This is a genomic window from Streptomyces sp. NPDC102283 (assembly GCF_044766265.1).
Classification (GTDB): domain Bacteria; phylum Actinomycetota; class Actinomycetes; order Streptomycetales; family Streptomycetaceae; genus Streptomyces.
This window is the reverse complement of the sequence record NZ_JBIWLQ010000025.1, coordinates 1-14,443: the sequence shown is the minus strand read 5'-3', so window position 1 is coordinate 14,443 and position 14,443 is coordinate 1. Positions and strand designations below refer to the sequence as shown.

The 14,443-nt window shown below is 73.0% G+C and carries 12 protein-coding genes and 1 riboswitch; of the genes, 10 read left to right on the top strand and 2 right to left on the bottom strand.

All coding sequences use genetic code 11. From position 1 onward, the window contains the following. Window positions 1–228: 228 nt before the first annotated feature. The 4 genes from ACIRJT_RS34420 (at window position 229) to ACIRJT_RS34405 (ending at window position 5,105) form a co-directional block, all read left to right on the top strand. Complete coding sequence (locus ACIRJT_RS34420) at window positions 229–1,611, top strand: M16 family metallopeptidase (protein ID WP_403917289.1); 1,383 nt, start codon at window positions 229–231, stop codon at window positions 1,609–1,611. A gap of 26 nt (window positions 1,612–1,637) precedes the next feature. After that, entirely contained in the window at window positions 1,638–3,008 is a 1,371-nt protein-coding gene (locus ACIRJT_RS34415; protein WP_403917286.1) for a M16 family metallopeptidase, read from the top strand. A 222-nt stretch (window positions 3,009–3,230) separates the two neighbouring features. Then, a riboswitch (cyclic di-AMP (ydaO/yuaA leader) is annotated at window positions 3,231–3,397 on the top strand. A 13-nt stretch (window positions 3,398–3,410) separates the two neighbouring features. Next, window positions 3,411–4,220, top strand: a complete 810-nt coding sequence (locus tag ACIRJT_RS34410) for a M23 family metallopeptidase (protein ID WP_403917283.1) — start codon at window positions 3,411–3,413, stop codon at window positions 4,218–4,220. A gap of 177 nt (window positions 4,221–4,397) precedes the next feature. After that, window positions 4,398–5,105 (top strand): GntR family transcriptional regulator, encoded by a 708-nt coding sequence (locus tag ACIRJT_RS34405; RefSeq protein ID WP_403917280.1) that lies wholly within the window; start codon window positions 4,398–4,400, stop codon window positions 5,103–5,105. A 159-nt stretch (window positions 5,106–5,264) separates the two neighbouring features. Here ACIRJT_RS34405 and ACIRJT_RS34400 read toward each other — a convergent pair whose 3' ends face one another. Continuing rightward, on the bottom strand, window positions 5,265–5,546 hold the full coding sequence (locus tag ACIRJT_RS34400; RefSeq protein ID WP_018957072.1) for an HPr family phosphocarrier protein: 282 nt from the start codon (window positions 5,544–5,546) through the stop codon (window positions 5,265–5,267). Between the two features lie 173 nt (window positions 5,547–5,719). Between ACIRJT_RS34400 and ACIRJT_RS34395 the strand changes: the two genes are divergently transcribed. From ACIRJT_RS34395 to ACIRJT_RS34375, 5 genes are all read left to right on the top strand, one after another. After that, window positions 5,720–8,638 (top strand): GNAT family N-acetyltransferase, encoded by a 2,919-nt coding sequence (locus tag ACIRJT_RS34395; RefSeq protein ID WP_403917277.1) that lies wholly within the window; start codon window positions 5,720–5,722, stop codon window positions 8,636–8,638. Window positions 8,639–8,696: 58 nt separating this feature from the next. Further along, window positions 8,697–9,293, top strand: coding sequence for a DUF5998 family protein (locus tag ACIRJT_RS34390; protein ID WP_030577251.1), 597 nt, complete (start codon window positions 8,697–8,699; stop codon window positions 9,291–9,293). Continuing rightward, window positions 9,293–10,480: an alkaline phosphatase family protein gene (locus ACIRJT_RS34385; protein WP_371626321.1), complete on the top strand. Its 1,188-nt coding sequence runs from the start codon at window positions 9,293–9,295 to the stop codon at window positions 10,478–10,480. Before ACIRJT_RS34390 ends, ACIRJT_RS34385 begins: the two co-directional genes overlap by 1 nt. Window positions 10,481–10,524: 44 nt before the next feature. Then, window positions 10,525–11,175: a thymidine kinase gene (locus tag ACIRJT_RS34380; RefSeq protein WP_403917272.1), complete on the top strand. Its 651-nt coding sequence runs from the start codon at window positions 10,525–10,527 to the stop codon at window positions 11,173–11,175. A gap of 129 nt (window positions 11,176–11,304) precedes the next feature. After that, window positions 11,305–12,360: a metallophosphoesterase family protein gene (locus ACIRJT_RS34375; RefSeq protein ID WP_403917269.1), complete on the top strand. Its 1,056-nt coding sequence runs from the start codon at window positions 11,305–11,307 to the stop codon at window positions 12,358–12,360. A 39-nt stretch (window positions 12,361–12,399) separates the two neighbouring features. Here ACIRJT_RS34375 and ACIRJT_RS34370 read toward each other — a convergent pair whose 3' ends face one another. Further along, window positions 12,400–13,194, bottom strand: a complete 795-nt coding sequence (locus tag ACIRJT_RS34370) for a VOC family protein (RefSeq protein WP_403917266.1) — start codon at window positions 13,192–13,194, stop codon at window positions 12,400–12,402. 233 nt (window positions 13,195–13,427) lie between these two features. Here ACIRJT_RS34370 and ACIRJT_RS34365 point away from each other — a divergent pair, with 233 nt between their 5' ends. Next, a complete protein-coding gene (locus tag ACIRJT_RS34365) occupies window positions 13,428–14,258 on the top strand; it encodes a sulfurtransferase (RefSeq protein ID WP_403917263.1) in 831 nt (276 codons plus the stop codon). Window positions 14,259–14,443: the final 185 nt, after the last annotated feature.

Here is a 14,443-nt window from a genome sequence, read left to right as displayed (position 1 = left end):
TGAGCTTGTTCGGTACAACACGAGCTACTGACGCGGTCCATTGTGGACCGCCGGACTGACAACGCCGACCTCGACCCGTCCGAAGCGGGTCGAGGGGCCCGCCCGGAGAGCGTCCGCGACACCATCGACGGAAACATCCGAGGAACGGGAACTTCGCCAGGTGCCGGTGCGCTTGCTTAGAGTGGCAGGTCTGGCAGGAAGTCCAGTATCGCGATCGAAGGGACGTACATGCCCATGGGTCACACGGCCACCGCACAGGCCGGCTCCGGCGGCTTGACAGCGACCGAGCACCGCCTGGCCAACGGCCTGCGTGTGGTGCTCTCCGAGGACCATCTGACCCCGGTCGCCGCGGTCTGCCTCTGGTACGACGTCGGCTCGCGCCACGAGGTCAAGGGACGCACCGGTCTGGCTCACCTTTTCGAGCACCTGATGTTCCAGGGTTCGGGCCAGGTCAAGGGGAACGGCCACTTCGAGCTCGTCCAGGGGGCCGGCGGCTCGCTCAACGGGACGACCAGCTTCGAGCGGACCAACTACTTCGAGACCATGCCCACCCACCAGGTGGAGCTGGCGCTCTGGCTGGAAGCCGACCGGATGGGCTCCCTCCTCGCCGCGCTCGACGAGGAGTCCATGGAGAACCAGCGCGACGTCGTCAAGAACGAACGCCGCCAGCGTTACGACAACGTGCCCTACGGCACCGCGTTCGAGAAGCTGACCGCCCTCTCCTACCCCGAGGGCCACCCGTACCACCACACCCCGATCGGCTCCATGGCCGACCTGGACGCGGCCACGCTGGAGGACGCCCGCGCGTTCTTCCGTACGTACTACGCGCCCAACAACGCGGTGATCTCGGTGGTCGGCGACATCGACCCCGAGCAGACCCTCGCCTGGATCGAGAAGTACTTCGGCTCCATCCCCTCCCACGACGGCAAGCGGCCGCCGCGCGACGGGACGCTCCCCGGCATCATCGGGGAGCAGCTGCGCGAAGTGGTCCACGAGGAGGTGCCGGCCCGCGCCCTGATGGCCGCCTACCGCCTCCCCCACGACGGAACCCGCGCCTGCGACGCCGCCGACCTGGCGCTCACCGTGCTGGGCGGCGGCGAGTCCTCCCGGCTGCACAACCGCCTGGTCCGCCGCGACCGTACGGCGGTGGCGGCCGGTTTCGGGCTGCTGCGGCTCGCCGGCGCGCCCTCGCTGGGCTGGCTGGACGTGAAGACGTCCGGCGGTGTCGAGGTGGAGACGATCGAGGCCGCGGTCGACGAGGAGCTGGCCCGGTTCGCCGCCGAGGGGCCCACCCCCGAGGAAATGGAGCGGGCCCAGGCGCAGTTGGAGCGCGAGTGGCTGGACCGGCTCGGCACGGTCGCCGGCCGCGCCGACGAACTGTGCCGTTACGCGGTCCTGTTCGGCGACCCGCAGCTCGCCCTGAGCGCCGTCGGCCGCGTCCTGGACGTCACCGCGGAGGAGGTGCGCGCGGCGGCCGAGGCGGCCCTGCGCCCCGACAACCGGGCGGTGCTGGTGTACGAGCCCATCGAGCCGGCCGACGAGGCCGACGGGTCCGACGAGGCCGCGACAGGCACCGAGGGCACCGACGCGCACGAGGGGGCGGACAAGTGAGCGACGCCGCCGTGACTGGAGTAGCCATGGAGTACCACCCGCAGCCCACGCCCGGCACGGCCCGCCCCTGGGCCTTCCCGGCGCCCGAGCGCGGCGCCCTGCCCAACGGGCTGACCGTGCTGCGCTGCCACCGACCCGGCCAGCAGGTCGTCGCGGTGGAGATCTTCCTGGACGCGCCGCTGGAGGCAGAGCCCGAGGGCCTGGACGGCGTGGCCACGATCATGTCGCGGGCGCTCTCCGAGGGCACCGACAAGCACAGCGCCGAGGAGTACGCCGCCGAGCTGGAGCGCTGCGGCGCCACGCTCGACGCGCACGCCGACCACCCCGGCGTCCGGGTCTCCCTGGAGGTCCCGGTCTCCCGGCTGGCCAAGGCCCTCGGGCTGGTCGCCGAGGCGCTGCGGGCCCCGGCCTTCGACGGGAGCGAGATCGAGCGCCTCGTCGGCAACCGCCTCGACGAGATCCCGCACGAGCAGGCCAACCCGTCCCGGCGCGCCGCCAAGCAGCTCTCCAAGGAGCTGTTCCCGGCCGCCGCCCGGATGTCCCGCCCGCGCCTGGGCACCGAGGAGACGGTCCGGCGGATCGACGAGAGCGCCGTGCGCGCCTTCTTCGACGCCCACGTCCGCCCCTCCACCGCGACGGCCGTGATCGTCGGCGACCTGACCGGCATCGACCTGGACGCGCTGCTGGCGGAGACCCTCGGCGACTGGTCGGGCAACGCGGGCCAGGCTCGCCCGGTACCGCCCATCACCGCGAACGACACCGGCCGCGTGGTCATCGTGGACCGGCCCGGCGCGGTCCAGACCCAGCTGCTGATCGGCCGGATCGGCGCCGACCGGCACGAGCGCGTGTGGCCCGCCCAGGTGCTCGGCACGTACTGCCTGGGCGGCACCCTCACCTCCCGGCTGGACCGGGTGCTGCGCGAGGAGAAGGGCTACACCTACGGGGTGCGGGCCTTCGCCCAGGTGCTGCGCTCCAGCGGCCCCGACTCGGGCGGCGCGGCCATGCTCGCGATCAGCGGCTCGGTGGACACGGAGTCCACCGGACCGGCGCTGGACGACCTCTGGAAGGTCCTGCGGACGCTGGCCGCCGAGGGGCTGACCGACGCCGAACGCGAGACGGCCGTACAGAACCTGGTGGGCGTCGCCCCGCTGAAGTTCGAGACCGCCGCCTCCGTCGCGAGCACGCTGGCCGACCAGGTCGAGCAGCACCTCCCCGACGACTACCAGGCCCACCTCTACGCCCGGCTCGCCGAGACGGGCACCGTGGAGGCGACCGCCGCCGTGGTCAGCGCCTTCCCGGTCGACCGGCTGGTCACGGTCCTCGTGGGGGACGCCGCGCAGATCGAGGAGCCCGTGAAGGCCCTCGGCATCGGAGAGGTGTCCGTCGTCACCGGCTGACGTACCTGCGGCGCATCGCCGTGAACAGGACCCCGACGGACGCACGTTCGTCGGGGTTCTCCCTTTTTATCCGATTAGTCCATGACGTCCCTTTTGGGGGAGAGGTTGCCTGTCTGCCCTGTGGGATGTGCGACAAATCCCCTGGTCCGTTTGGCGATGGGAAGTCGCCCCGCCTAGCGTCGGCTCGGCTGTCCGTCACCCGTATGCCGCAGCCGCGGCGCCGGGCAGTCATCGCCGAGTCCCCGTCAGGCGCGAGCCTGGGGAGCCGGGGACCCACGCAGTCCCTGGGGTGAATCGGAGGCCCGTGCCGCGAACCGGCGCGGGGATCCGTAGGAGACCTTCCTGCTCCGAACCCGTCAGCTAACCCGGTAGGCGAGAAGGAAGGAAAGGACCAGCCCCTCCATGGCGTTCACCCGTGCCACCGGGAAGCACCGTGCCCCGAGCCGTCTCACGCGCCGGAGCGCCCAGGCCGCCGGCATCGCGGCTCTGGCCACCACCGGAGTCCTCGGCTCGCTCGCCTCCCCGGCCCTCGCCGCGGACACCGAGCCCGCCAAGGTCGCCGACACCGGCCTCGCCCAGGCCGTCGCCCTCGACGCCACCCTCGCCGAGCAGATAGACGCGCAGGCCCACGCCCAGAAGCAGCAGGCCGACGCGATCGCGAAGGCGAAGGCCGCCGCGGAGGCCCGCGAGAAGGCCGCCAAGGCCAAGGCGAAGGCGGAGGCCGAACGCAAGGCCGAGGCCCGCGCCAAGGAGGTCCGCGAGGAGAAGGCCCGTGCCGCCCGCGCCGCCGAGCGCGCCCGCCTGAACGCCTTCCACCTCCCGGTCGCCGGCTCCCACGTCACCACCGGCTACAACACCGGCGGTGCGCTCTGGTCCTCCGGCAGCCACTCCGGCGTGGACTTCCAGGCAGCCTCCGGCAGCTCCGTCGTCGCCGTCGGCGCCGGCACGGTCGTCGAGGCCGGCTGGGGCGGCGCGTACGGCAACAACATCGTGCTCCGGATGACGGACGGCACGTACACCCAGTACGGCCACCTCTCCTCGATCGGTGTCTCCGTAGGCCAGAGCGTCTCCTCCGGCCAGCAGATCGGCCTCTCCGGCTCCACCGGCAACTCCACCGGCCCGCACCTGCACTTCGAGGCCCGCACCAGCCCCGACTACGGCTCCGACATGGACCCCGTCGGCTACCTCCGCTCCCACGGTCTGAACGTCTGACCCGCACCGCGCGACCCCGCCCGAAGGCCCCGGCACACGTCGGGGCCTTCGGCGATCCTGGCCCGCGGATATCCATGGATTTTGGTCTGCCATCGGAAATTCCGAAGGATTGCAATAGAGTCACGGAACAGACGTCGGGCGGCCGCGTTTCGCGGGGATCAAGGCGGAGGTTCGGACATGCGCATTCCCGCGCATTCGGTATGCACGGCAATCCGTGACGACATCGTCTCCGGTGTCCACGAGCGAGGCGGCCGACTCACCGAGGAGTTGCTGGCACGCCGCTACGGGGTCTCCCGCGTCCCGGTCCGCGAGGCCCTGCGCACGCTGGAGTCCGAGGGCTTCGTCGTCACCCGCAGGCACGCCGGCGCCTGCGTCGCCGAGCCCACCGCGCAGGAGGCGGCCGATCTCCTGGAGGTGCGGACGCTCCTGGAGCCGCTGGGCGCGGCCCGCGCGGCCCAGCGTCGCACGGAAGCCCACCTGAAGGTGCTCCGGGGCCTGGTCAGGCTGGGTCAGGAGCGGGCCCGCAGGGGCGAGGGCGAGGATCTGCGCTCGCTGGGCGGCTGGTTCCACGAGACCCTCGCCCAGGCGTCCGGCAGCCCCGGACTCATCGCGCTGCTCACCCAGCTCCGCCACAAGATCGCCTGGATGTACGCGGTCGAGCAGTCGGCCCGTCCGGTCGACTCCTGGGCCGAGCGCGGCGCGATCGTGGACGCCGTGGCGCGCGGCGACGCGGAGCGGGCGAGGGCGCTGACCGCCCAGCACGCGGAACGCGCCATCGGGGCCCACCGGCTGCGCCGCCCGTACCCGCCGGGGCGGCGCACCGCGCCCGTTCCCCGCGTGAGCACTTCGCAACATGACGTAAACACTGCGGGCGTCCGCCATTAACAGAAGAGCCGTAGACACGGAGAAGTAATTGCGGGGCATTGTTTGTGCTGCCCGCATTGTCGATGCGCGGCTCTTTCCCGAAAACGAAAGAGCCGTGATCCCTCGAAGGGTTCACGGCTCTCGTACCTGTCGAATCCGGACGGGCCGGTTCGCGTCGGGTCAGACGGTCTCGGGGAGTTCTTCCAGGCCCTCGGCGACCAGCTTCGCGAGCCGGTCCAGAGCGGCCTCGGCGTCGTCCGCGTCGGACGCGAGCACGATCTCCTCGCCGCCCTGCGCGCCCAGACCGAGCACGGCGAGCATGGAGGCGGCGTTCACCGGGTTGCCGTCGGACTTGGCGATCGTCACGGGGACGCCGGAAGCCGTGGCGGCACGGACGAAGATGGAAGCGGGGCGGGCGTGCAGGCCCTCGGCCCAACCGACGTTTACGCGGCGCTCAGCCATGGTTCTGCCCTTCACATATCAACGGTTGTCTAGACCAGTCTCTCATGCAGTGCGTGGTGCTGTGCCCGGCCTCCTGTCCGGTCCTGTACTCCAGCGGCCCGGGTCCGGGCCCCCCTCGGACTGCCCCGGCACCGATCCCTCCGCGACCGGGATCCCCGCCGTAGGCTTTGCCCATGGAGCCCACGCCGGAGCAGAGTCCGCACCACGCGTACCCCGACCACTGGGAGGCGGACGTGGTGCTCCGCGACGGGGGCACCGCGCGCATCAGACCGATCACCACGGACGACGCCGAGCGACTGGTCAGCTTCTACGAGCAGGTGTCCGACGAGTCGAAGTACTACCGGTTCTTCGCCCCGTATCCGCGCCTATCCGACCGGGACGTGCACCGCTTCACCCATCACGACTACGTCGACCGGGTGGGGCTGGCCGTCACGATCGGCGGCGAGTTCATCGGAACGGTCCGCTACGACCGCATCAACGACCAGGGCCGCCCCGCCTCCGCCCCCGCGGACGAGGCCGAGGTCGCCTTCCTCGTCCAGGACGCCCACCAGGGCCGGGGCGTCGCCTCGGCCCTGCTCGAACACATCGCCGCGGTCGCCCGCGAGCGCGGCATCCGGCGCTTCGCCGCCGAGGTGCTCCCCGCCAACAACAAGATGATCAAGGTGTTCCGGGACGGCGGCTACACCCAGCGCCGCAGCTTCGAGGACGGCTCCGTCCACCTCACCCTCGACCTCGAACCCACCGAGAAGTCCCTCGCCGTCCAGCGCGGCCGCGAACAGCGCGCCGAGGCCCGCTCGGTGCAGCGCCTGCTCGCCCCCGGCTCCGTCGCGGTCATCGGCACCGGGCGCACCCCCGGCGGAGTGGGCCGCACCGTCCTGCGCAACCTCCTCTCCTCCGGCTACACCGGCCGCACGTACGCGGTGAACCGCGCCTTCGACGAGGGCATGACCACCCTCGACGGCGTCCCCGCCCACCGCTCGCTCGGCGAGATCGACGAGCAGGTCGACCTCGCGGTCATCGCCGTCCCCGCCCACCGGGTCCCCGAGGCCGTCGCCGACTGCGGGGAACACGGCGTCCAGGGGCTGGTCGTCCTCTCCGCCGGATACGCCGAGCGGGGCGCCGAGGGCCGCGAACTCCAGCGCGAGCTGGTCCGCCAGGCCCGCTCGTACGGCATGCGGATCATCGGCCCGAACGCCTTCGGCATCATCAACACCGCAGAGTCCGTCCGGCTGAACGCCTCGCTCGCCCCCGAGTCGCCCGCCCGCGGCCGGATCGGCCTGTTCACCCAGTCCGGCGCGATCGGCATCGCCCTGCTCTCCGGCCTCCACCGGCGCGGCGCTGGCCTGTCCTCCTTCATCTCGGCGGGCAACCGGGCCGACGTCTCCGGCAACGACTTCCTCCAGTACTCCTTCGAGGACCCGGACACCGACGTCGCCCTGCTCTACCTCGAATCGCTCGGCAACCCCCGCAAGTTCACCCGCCTCGCCCGCCGCACCGCCGCCGTGAAGCCCGTGGTCGTGGTCAAGGGGGCCCGGCACAGCGGCTCCACCCCGCCCGGCCACGCCGTCCCGGTCAGCCGCATCCCCGACGCCACGGTCTCCGCGCTGATGCGCCAGGCCGGCGTCATCCGGGTCGACACCGTGACCGAGATGGTCGACGCCGGACTCCTGCTGGCGGGCCAGCCGCTCCCGGCCGGCCCCCGGGTCGCCATCCTCGGCAACTCCGAGTCCCTCGGCCTCCTGACGTACGACGCCTGCCTCGCCGAGGGGCTGCGCCCGCGCCCGCCGATCGACCTCACCACCGCGGCCTCCCCGCAGGACTTCCGGGACGCGCTGGCCGAGGCGCTGGCGGACGGGACCTGCGACGCCGTGATCGTCACCGCCATCCCGTGGGTGGGGGAGAACGGGGAGGCCGAGACCGGTGACGGCCAAGTGCTCGCCGCCGCCCTGCACAAGGCCGTGGCCGGGGGCTCGGCCAAGCCGGTGGCCGTCGTCCACGTCGAGATCGGCGGCCTCGCCGAGGCGCTGGCCGCCGCGTCCAGCACGGCCGCGCCACGCCCCCGCACGGTGACGCCCGCCGCAGACCGGACCAGGGCGGCCGCCACCGCCTCGACCACCCCGCCCTCGACCACCCCGGCCCCGAGCACGAGCCCGGCCCCAGGCGCCGACCCGGCCACCCCGCAGGCGAGCCCCGCCCCGGAAACCGCCACGAGCCCCGGCCGCATCCCCGCCTACCCCGCCGCCGAACGCGCCGTGCGGGCCCTCGCCGAGGCCGTGAAGTACGCCCAGTGGCGGCGCCAGGCGGCCGTGCCGGGCAAGATTCCCGAGTTCCTCGACGACACCATCGACGAGCCCGGGGCCGCCGCCCTGATCGAGGCCCAGCTCGCCACCGCCCCCGACCCGCGCGGCCGCCCGCTCACCCACGACGAGGCCCGCGAACTGCTCGGCCGCTACGGCATCGCCGTCCGCCCCACCCTGCCCGCCCCGGACCCCGAGGCGGCCGTCGCCGCGGCGGCCCGGCTCGGCTACCCGGTCGCCCTCAAGACCACCGCGCCCCACCTGCGCCACCGCGCCGACCTCGGCGGGGTCCGCCTCGACGTCGCCGACGAGGAGGCGCTGCGCCGGGCGTACGGAGAGCTCACCGATCTCCTCGGCAAGCCCGCGGAACTGCTCCCCGTCGTCCAGGCGATGGCCCCGCGCGGCGTGGACACCGTCGTCCGCGCCTCCATCGACGCCGCCGCCGGGGCCGTCCTCTCCTTCGGCCTCGCGGGCGCGCCCTCCGAACTGCTCGGCGACACCGCGCACCGGCTGGTCCCCGCCACCGACCGCGACGCCGCCGAGCTGATCCGGTCCATCAGGGCCGCCCCGGTGCTCTTCGGCTGGCGCGGTTCGGCCCCGGTCGACACGGCCGCGCTCGAGGAGCTGCTGCTGCGGCTGTCCCGGCTGGTCGACGACCACCCCGAGGTGGTCTCCGTAGCCCTCGAACCGGTCGTCGTCGCCCCGCAGGGGCTGACCGTGCTCGGCGCGAGCGTCCGGCTCGCCCCGCCCCCCGCCCGGAGCGACCTCGGCCCCCGCCGCCTTCCGAACTACTGAGACCCGGTGGCCACCGGGGCGTCCCCGGCAGCCACCGGTCCGCCGTAGGATGGTGCTCATGGCAAAGACCGGTACGACGACCCAGGGGCTGCGCGCGGCGATCGAGCGCAGCGGCTACTACCCGGCCCTCGTGGCCGAGGCGGTGGAGGCCGCCGTCGGCGGGGAACCGGTCGCTTCGTACCTGGTGCACCAGGAGACCACGTTCGACTCCAACGAGGTGCGCCGCCATGTCACGGTCCTCGTCCTGACCGAGCACCGGTTCATCGTCAGCCACACCGACGAGCAGGCCGCCGACACCAGCTCCCCGACGCCGTACGCCACCACCTCCACCGAGTCGGTGAAGCTGGAGCGGATCTCCTCCGTCGTGGTCAGCCGCGTCGTGGCCAACCCGGAGAAGTACGTCCCGGGCACCCTGCCCCGCGAGGTCGTCCTGACCATCGGCTGGGGCGCGGTCTCCCGGATCGACCTGGAGCCCGCCGCCTGCGGCGACGCCAACTGCGAGGCCGACCACGGCTACACCGGCAGCTCCACCGCCGACGACCTGAGCCTGCGGGTCAGCGAGGCCGGCGACGGCCCCGACGCCGTGCGCCAGACCCTGGCCTTCGCCCAGTCGCTCTCCGAGGCCACGGCCGCCACCGCGGCGACCGGCCGCTGATGGCCCAGCCCGCCTGGCAGGACCCCGTCCTGCTGCCCCTCGACACCGCGCCCGTGCCCGAGTACGGCAGCGGCTCGCTCGCGGACCTGCTGCCGACGCTCGCCGCCGGACAGGAAGTGCCCGGCTTCACGGCCGCGATCCCCGAGCTGACCCCGGCCGACCGCAACTGCGTCTTCCTGATCGACGGCCTGGGCTGGGAGCAGATCAAGGCCCACCCGGACGAGGCCCCCTTCCTGCACTCCCTCCTCCCCACGTCGCGCGGCGGCACCGGCCGCCCGCTCACCGCGGGCTTCCCCTCCACCACCGCCACCTCGCTCGCCTCGGTCGGTACGGGGCTGCCGCCCGGCGAGCACGGGCTTCCCGGCTACACCGCGCGCAACCCGGAGACCGGCGAGCTGATGAACCAGCTCCGCTGGAAGCCGTGGACCGCGCCGAAGGTCTGGCAGCCGTACCCCACGGTCTTCCAACGCGCCGACGCCGCGGGCGTGCACACCGCGCAGGTCTCCGCGCCGACGTTCGAGCAGACCCCTCTCACCAAGGTCGCGCTCAGCGGCGGCTCCTTCCTCGGCCGGCTCTCCGGCGAGGACCGGATGGACGTCGCCGCCCAGCGCCTGGCCGCGGGCGACCGCTCGCTCGTCTACACGTACTACAGCGAGGTCGACGGCAAGGGCCACCGCTTCGGCACCGACTCCGACGCCTGGCGCGGTCAGCTGATGTACGTCGACGGGCTCGCCCGACGCCTCGCCGAGCAGCTCCCGCCGCGCTCCGCGCTCTACATCACCGCCGACCACGGCATGATCGACATCCCGTTCGACGAGCAGTCCCGGATCGACTTCGACGAGGACTGGGAGCTGCGCGCCGGCGTCGCCCTCCTCGGCGGCGAGGGACGCGCCCGGCACGTCTACGCGGTGCCGGGCGCCCAGGCCGACGTCCTGACCGTCTGGCGCGAGGTCCTCGGCGAGCAGTTCTGGGTCGCGAGCCGGGACGAGGCCATCGCGGCCGGCTGGTTCGGTCCCACGATCGACGAGCGGGTGTACGGCCGGATCGGCGACGTGGTCGCCGCCGCCCACGACGACGTGATCATCACGGCCTCCGTCAACGAGCCGCACGAGTCGGCGATGGCGGGCGTACACGGCTCCCTGACGCCCGTGGAACAGCTCGTCCCCCTCCTCGAAGTACGCTCGTAACCCCTCCCGCCGTGCCCATCCCCCCGAAAGGTGCTCGACCTCTCATGCCCGAGCTGGTGTTCTTCTCCGGAACCATGGACTGCGGAAAGAGCACGCTGGCCCTGCAGATCGGTCACAACCGCTCGGCGCGCGGGCTCCAGGGCGTGATCTTCACCCGGGACGACCGCGCGGGGGAGGGCAAGCTCTCCTCCCGGCTCGGCCTGGTGACGGACGCCGTCGAGGCCGAGGAGGGCATGGACCTGTACGCGCACATCGTCGACCGGGTCAGCCGGGGCGGCCGGGTCGACTACGTGATCGTGGACGAGGCGCAGTTCCTCGCCCCGGACCAGATCGACCAACTGGCACGTGTCGTCGACGACCTGGGGCTCGACGTCTTCGCCTTCGGCATCACCACGGACTTCCGCACCAAGCTGTTCCCGGGCTCCCAGCGGCTGATCGAGCTGGCCGACCGGATAGAGGCCCTCCAGGTCGAGGCGCTCTGCTGGTGCGGCGCCCGCGCCACGCACAACGCCCGCACGGTGGACGGCGAGATGGTCGTCGAAGGCGCCCAGGTCGTCGTCGGCGACGTCAACCGGCAGGCGGGCGAGGTCGGTTACGAGGTGTTGTGCCGCCGCCACCACTGCCGCCGCATGACGAGCCGTACCGTTCACGCCGGCGCGCTCTCGCCGGACGTCCTGCCGGTGTCCTCGGACTGAGTTGTTCGGTCCGCCGTCCCCGGGCTTCAGCCGACAGCCACCTCTCCTACGCCGAGAGGTCATCGTGATCGGCAAGGCTTCCCCCGTCCGATCCCACACAGGGGTCGCACGACGAAGGAAGTACAACCGATGGATCGCAGATCGTTCATGGCCACCACCGGCCGCGCCTCACTCCTGGCGGGCGGCGCCCTCACCGGCGGCGCCGCCCTGACGGCCCCGCCGGCCGCCGCAGCCGCCCCGGAGCACGGGAGGCACGGCCACGGCAGCGGGGGCCGGACGGTGCGGTTCAACATCATCAGCGACATCCAGGGCGACCTGGCCGACTTCGGCAAGGCCCTCGACGACCTGCACCGGATCAATCCCCGCAGCGCCGGGCTGGGAATCGCCGGCGATATCACCCCCCGCGGCTACGACTTCGAGTACGCGGACGTCCGCCGCACCCTCGGACGGCACCGGCACCCCGAGAACCTCGCGTGGGCCATCGGCAACCACGAGTTCTACGTCCCCAAGTACAGCGACCCCGACACGCTCGCCCAGGACACCTGGCCCAACGGCACCACGGAGGGCTCGCTCTTCCGCAGCTTCTACAACTTCGCGGGGCGGAACAAGGTCTACTCGGAGGCGTCGTTCGGCGGCGTTCCCGTCCTGACTCTCGGGACCGAACGCTACGCGCACTACCACGACGCGAAGTTGTGGGACGAGGTGTGGATCAGCGACGCGCAGTTCGCCTGGCTGGACGACCGGCTCGCCCACTGGGCCCGACGGCGCAGGCCCGTCATGGTGATGACGCACCATCCCCTGCCCAACACCGTGTCCGGCACCCGCAACAAGCTCTATCTGGGCGACTACCTCCAGCCCGACCGGCTCCTGTCGATCCTCGGTCGCCACAAGGACGTGTTCCTCTTCTCCGGCCACACCCACTGGGATCTCAACCTGTCGGACTGGGTGGTCCGCAGAGTCGTTCCCGGCACCGGAAATCTCGAGGGCTTCACCGTCGTGAACACCGCGGCGGTCCAGACGGGCTGGACGGACGACGGCAAGGGAGGGGAAGTCGCGGTGGGCGGCACCTTCAACCAGGGTCTCCAGGTCGAGGTGGGCCCCCGTACGGTGGTCATCAAGGCGCGCGACTTCTCCACGGGCACCTGGCTCAAGCAGCTCACGGTTCCGCTGCACACCGCGGCCTGAGACGCGGGGTGGGGCGGGGCAGAGGCGGACCGCCGACGTTCAACGGCCGGACGCGCCGCCACCGGCGGCGGACCGGATGACCGTGAACACGGCGCCCTCCGGGTCCGCGACCGTCGCCAGCCGACCGCTCGACCCCTCGCGCGGCGGCTGAAGGACGCGGCCGCCCAGCTCCACCACCCGGGCCGCGGCCCGGTCGGTGTCGGCGACCTCGAAGTACGTCATCCAGTGCGGCCCCCGGTCGCGCGGCAGCGCGTGGCCGACGCCGTGCAGCGCCGCCACCGGAACGTCGTCCAGGTGCAGGGTCTGGTAGTCGAAGTCGGCCGAGACGACCGCCTCCGTCTCGTAGCCGAAGACCGACTGGTAGAACTTGGCGACCATCGAGGTCTCCCGGGTCACCAGCTCGTTCCAGACCGGGGTGCCGGGCACGCCCGCCGTCATCGTGCCGATGTGCTCCGAGCCCTGCCAGATCCCGAAGACCGCCCCGCTCGGGTCCGAGGCGATGGCGAGCCGCCCCGCCTCGCCCGCGTCCAGCGGTCCCACCGCGACCGTCCCGCCGCAGGAGCGGACGACCTCCGCGGTGGCGTCGGCGTCGTCCGTCGCGAGGTAGGTGGTCCAGGCGATCGGGAGATGGCGGTCGGGCGGCAGCTGCCCGATGCCCGCGACCTCCTGCCCGTGCAGCAGCCCGCGGACGTAGGGGCCCAGTTGGTCGGGGCCCGGCAGGAACTCCCAGTCGAACAGGGCCCCGTAGAACTCCTGGGTCGTGGTCAGACCGTGCACGATCAGACTCACCCAGCAAGGTGTTCCGGGCGTGCGCCGGGCGGGGGCCTCGGTCATCGTCTTCTCTCCTCGGACCGTATGGGTGGCCGTGCGGGGGATGGGACAGGTACGCCCTCCCGGGTCGGGAAGCGGCCCGCGTGCCCCGTGCAGATGCTTGCACTCCCCGGCGCGTCAGACATACCGGCCGCGCCGCGTCGTCCGGGTTCTCGACGAAGGACGGCCGGATTCCCGCCGGCCGTCCCTTCCGATGCTGTTACGGGTACCGGTGCCGCTGCGCGAGGATGGCACCCATGAAGCCCATCATCACCGCATCCGCATGCGCGAGCGAGTCGGCCGGATCGCGACCGCCGGTACTCCTGGACGTCCGCTGGCGGCTCGGCGGCCCGCACGGCCGCCCCGACTACGAGGCCGGTCACCTGCCCGGCGCGGTCTTCGTCGACCTCGATACGGAACTGGCGGGACCTGCGGGCGACGGTGGCCGCCACCCCCTCCCCGACCCGGAGGCCTTCGGGGCCGTGATGCGCCGCGCCGGGGTCGGTCAGGACACCCCTGTCGTGGTGTACGACGGCGGCTTGGGCTGGGCCGCGGCGCGAGCCTGGTGGCTGCTGCGCTGGACGGGGCACGGGGACGTACGGGTCCTGGACGGCGGCCTCGCCGCCTGGACGGGCGACCTCTCCACCGACGTCCCGCGCCCTCCCGAGGGCGATTTCCGGCCGAAGCCGGGGGCGCTGCCCACCCTGGACGCGGAGAGCGCGGCGGCCTTCGCCCGCTCGGGTCTGCTGCTGGACGCCCGCGCGGCGGAGCGCTACCGGGGCGATGTGGAGCCGATCGACCGCGTCGGGGGCCACATTCCCGGTGCCGTCTCCGCGCCGACCACGTCGAACGTCGACGAGGACGGGCGCTACCTTCCGGCCGAGCGGCTCGCCGAGCGGTTCGCCCGCCTGGGGGCGGAGGCGAGCCCCGAAGGCGTGGGCGTCTACTGCGGATCCGGGGTCTCCGGCGCGCACGAGGTGCTGGCCCTGGAGATCGCGGGCTTCACCGGCGTCCTGTACCCCGGCTCCTGGTCCGCATGGTCCTCGGATCCCTCCCGGCCGGTCGCCACGGGGCCCGAGCCCCAGTAGTCCTGCGGCCCAGACCGTGCGGGACGGCCGGGGACGGGGAGACGGCAAGGCAGCGGGGTGCGGACCCGCCCCCCGACCGCCCCCCCCGCCCCCCGGGGGGGCTCCCCGGGCGGCCAGCGGAGTGCGCCCGGGGGCGGACCCCATCGAGTCCCCCCGCCGCCCCGCGGCCCGCCGGCCCCGGCGGC

Bases quoted from the DNA above. Each gene is read 5' to 3' on its own strand.
- ACIRJT_RS34405 (WP_403917280.1), top strand. From the start codon at position 4,398: ATGCGCATTCCCGCGCATTCGGTATGCACGGCAATCCGTGACGACATC.
- ACIRJT_RS34365 (WP_403917263.1), top strand. From the start codon at position 13,428: ATGAAGCCCATCATCACCGCATCCGCATGCGCGAGCGAGTCGGCCGGA.
- ACIRJT_RS34420 (WP_403917289.1), top strand. From the start codon at position 229: ATGCCCATGGGTCACACGGCCACCGCACAGGCCGGCTCCGGCGGCTTG.
- ACIRJT_RS34410 (WP_403917283.1), top strand. From the start codon at position 3,411: ATGGCGTTCACCCGTGCCACCGGGAAGCACCGTGCCCCGAGCCGTCTC.
- ACIRJT_RS34385 (WP_371626321.1), top strand. From the start codon at position 9,293: ATGGCCCAGCCCGCCTGGCAGGACCCCGTCCTGCTGCCCCTCGACACC.
- ACIRJT_RS34400 (WP_018957072.1), bottom strand. From the start codon at position 5,546: ATGGCTGAGCGCCGCGTAAACGTCGGTTGGGCCGAGGGCCTGCACGCC.
- ACIRJT_RS34390 (WP_030577251.1), top strand. From the start codon at position 8,697: ATGGCAAAGACCGGTACGACGACCCAGGGGCTGCGCGCGGCGATCGAG.
- ACIRJT_RS34370 (WP_403917266.1), bottom strand. From the start codon at position 13,194: ATGACCGAGGCCCCCGCCCGGCGCACGCCCGGAACACCTTGCTGGGTG.
- ACIRJT_RS34380 (WP_403917272.1), top strand. From the start codon at position 10,525: ATGCCCGAGCTGGTGTTCTTCTCCGGAACCATGGACTGCGGAAAGAGC.
- ACIRJT_RS34375 (WP_403917269.1), top strand. From the start codon at position 11,305: ATGGATCGCAGATCGTTCATGGCCACCACCGGCCGCGCCTCACTCCTG.
- ACIRJT_RS34395 (WP_403917277.1), top strand. From the start codon at position 5,720: ATGGAGCCCACGCCGGAGCAGAGTCCGCACCACGCGTACCCCGACCAC.
- ACIRJT_RS34415 (WP_403917286.1), top strand. From the start codon at position 1,638: ATGGAGTACCACCCGCAGCCCACGCCCGGCACGGCCCGCCCCTGGGCC.